This window comes from Bradyrhizobium sp. U531, assembly GCF_051710265.1.
Taxonomy (GTDB): Bacteria; Pseudomonadota; Alphaproteobacteria; order Rhizobiales; family Xanthobacteraceae; genus Bradyrhizobium.
The window spans coordinates 1-2,534 of the sequence record NZ_JASVEN010000027.1; the positions used below are offsets into that span (position 1 = coordinate 1).

At 63.3% G+C, this 2,534-nt stretch carries 3 protein-coding genes; all 3 read left to right on the forward strand.

Annotated features, from left to right (window positions below; genetic code table 11):
• The first annotated feature begins 59 nt into the window (after positions 1–59).
• Positions 60–458 (forward strand): IS66-like element accessory protein TnpA, encoded by a 399-nt coding sequence (gene tnpA / locus QRQ56_RS39110; RefSeq protein WP_438747103.1) that lies wholly within the window; start codon positions 60–62, stop codon positions 456–458.
• A complete protein-coding gene (gene tnpB / locus QRQ56_RS39115) occupies positions 455–802 on the forward strand; it encodes an IS66 family insertion sequence element accessory protein TnpB (RefSeq protein ID WP_438747104.1) in 348 nt (115 codons plus the stop codon). The genes tnpA and tnpB overlap by 4 nt, the downstream gene beginning before the upstream one ends.
• A gap of 70 nt (positions 803–872) precedes the next feature.
• On the forward strand, positions 873–2,501 hold the full coding sequence (gene tnpC, locus QRQ56_RS39120) for an IS66 family transposase (protein ID WP_438747105.1): 1,629 nt from the start codon (positions 873–875) through the stop codon (positions 2,499–2,501).
• The last annotated feature ends 33 nt before the right edge of the window (positions 2,502–2,534 follow it).

A 2,534-nucleotide genomic window follows, 5' to 3' on the forward strand; every position in this document is an offset into this window, starting at 1 on the left:
GTCTCCCTCCGGTGAGGGCCGTCTTGCCGGGTTAAGAGGAGTGCTGTGTAACAGCCCTTATGGACAGCAATAAGTTCAGTGCGCAGGTTGAACGGTTCGAGGTTGTCGAGACCGGCCGTCGGCGTCGCTGGACCGATGATGAGAAACTCAAGATCGTTCTAGAGAGTTTGCAGGCACCGCGCGCGGTCTCGTCGACAGCACGTCGATACGGCATCTCGCGCTCGCTTCTGTTGACTTGGCGACGATTGTTTGGGACGCGGACGAGCGAACAAACACAACCAGCCTTTGTGCCGGCGATGGTGATGCCGGACCAACCGTCAGCGCCGCCAGGAGCTTTGGCGGAGCCAACGAGCGGACGCATGGAGATTGTCGTCGGCAAGGGCTGTCGCGTGATCGTGGACGCGGGCGTTGATTTGACCGCGTTGTCTCGCGTATTGGATCTGCTGGAGCGGCGATGATCCCGATCGCGGCAGGGGCGAAGATCTGGATCGCAACCGGTCATACCGACATGCGCAAAGGCATGCAGGGTCTGGCGTTGCTGGTGCAGGAGGGCTTGGGACGAGATCCCTTTGCCGGCGACGTCTTTGTGTTCCGTGGTCGTGCAGGCACCCTGATCAAAGCCCTTTGGCACGACGGGGTCGGGCTGTCGCTTTACGCCAAGCGATTGGACCGTGGCCGCTTCATCTGGCCAGCGACGGTGGATGGGGTGGTGTCGCTGACGGCAGCTCAGATGGGCTACTTGCTGGAGGCGATCGACTGGCGCAACCCGCAACACAGCTGGCGGCCGCAGAGCGCAGGATAGGTTGCGCAATAGTCCCGTGAGGTTGCAAAAAGCGCGCGCCAAATCGCGGCTTTTGTGATTCCATCGATACATGGGTGACGGTCTCGAGAAGCTGCCGGAAGACATTCAGGCGCTGCAGGCGGCGTTGCTGGCAACCCGCGCCGAACTTGCCAGCGTTCGCGCCCAGCAGTCCGACGACCAGGCGCTAATCGTGCACCTGAAGCTGCAGATCCAAAAGCTGAACCGTGATCGTCATGGCCCTCGTTCGGAGCATACCGCAAGGCTGCTGGATCAGCTCGAACTGACGTTGGAGGAGCTCGAGGCTTCTGCGACTGAGGACGAACTCGCTGCCGAAATGGCCGCGGCCAAGACGACGAAGGTGGCCTCGTTCACGCGCAAGCGGCCGTCGCGCCAGCCGTTCCCGGACCATCTGCCTCGCGAGCGGGTGCTTGTGCCGGGACCGACGTCGTGCATCTGCTGCGGCGGTTTGCGGCTGTCCAAGCTTGGCGAGGACATCACCGAGACGCTGGAGGTGATCCCGAAATCCTGGAAGGTGATCCAGCACGTCCGGGAGAAGTTCAGCTGCCGTGATTGCGAGAAGATCAGCCAGGCGCCGGCGCCGTTCCACGTCATCGCCCGTGGTTGGGCCGGCCCCAGCTTGCTGGCGATGGTGCTGTTCGAGAAGTTCGGCCAGCACCAGCCGCTGAACCGGCAGGCCGAACGCTATGCCAAGGAAGGCGTGCCGATCAGTCTGTCGACCCTGGCCGACCAGGTTGGTGGCTGCACGGTCGCGCTGACGCCCCTGTTCAGGCGCCTCGAGGCCCATGTGCTGAGTGCCGAGCGATTGCACGGGGACGACACGACGGTCCCGGTCCTGGCCAAAGGCAAGACCGACACCGGCCGCATCTGGGTCTATGTGCGCGACGACAAGCCTTTTGGTGGGCAGGCCCCGCCGGGAGCAGTATTTTATTACTCGCGCGATCGCGCTGGCGAGCATCCCCAGGCCCATCTGGCGGGCTATAGCGGCATCTTCCAGGCCGATGCCTATGGCGGCTATGGCAAGCTTTACGAGGCGGGCCGCAACGCAGGTCCGATCCTGGAAGCGGCGTGTTGGGTCCATGCCCGACGGCCGTTCTTCGTGATGGCTGATTTGGCGCAGAATGCGCGCCGCAAAGTGCAGAGCAAAAAGCCGGCGGTGATCTCGCCTCTGGCGCTGGAAGCAGTGCGTCGGATCGACGCCCTGTTCGAGATCGAGCGAGGCATCAACGGCGAGACGCCCCAGCGGCGCCGGGCCGCGCGCCAGGAGCTCAGCGCCCCATTGGTCGCTGATTTGCAAGCATGGTTGCGTGAGCAACGCGCCAAGCTCTCACGGCGCAACGATGTCGCCAAGGCGATGGACTACATGCTCAAGCGCTGGAGCGCATTCACCCGCTTCCTCGACGATGGTCGCATCTGCCTATCGAACAACGCCGCCGAACGAGCACTGCGCGGCATCGCCCTGGGGCGGAAGTCGTGGCTGTTCTGCGGCTCTGATCGCGGCGGCGACCGTGCCGCGATGATGTACAGCATGATCGTCACAGCCAAAATGAACGACGTCGATCCACAAGCCTGGCTCGCCGACGTCCTGGCGCGCATCGCTGCACATCCGGTTCAACGGCTCGACGAACTTCTGCCCTGGAATTGGCGCGACCGGGACAAGCAAGCAAATCAGGCTGCCTGAGTGACCGCTACGCGGTCCTCACCGGATGCTTAC

Excerpts from the sequence above, each read along its gene's own strand:
- tnpC (WP_438747105.1), top strand. The coding sequence starts at position 873 with ATGGGTGACGGTCTCGAGAAGCTGCCGGAAGACATTCAGGCGCTGCAG.
- tnpB (WP_438747104.1), top strand. The coding sequence starts at position 455 with ATGATCCCGATCGCGGCAGGGGCGAAGATCTGGATCGCAACCGGTCAT.
- tnpA (WP_438747103.1), top strand. The coding sequence starts at position 60 with ATGGACAGCAATAAGTTCAGTGCGCAGGTTGAACGGTTCGAGGTTGTC.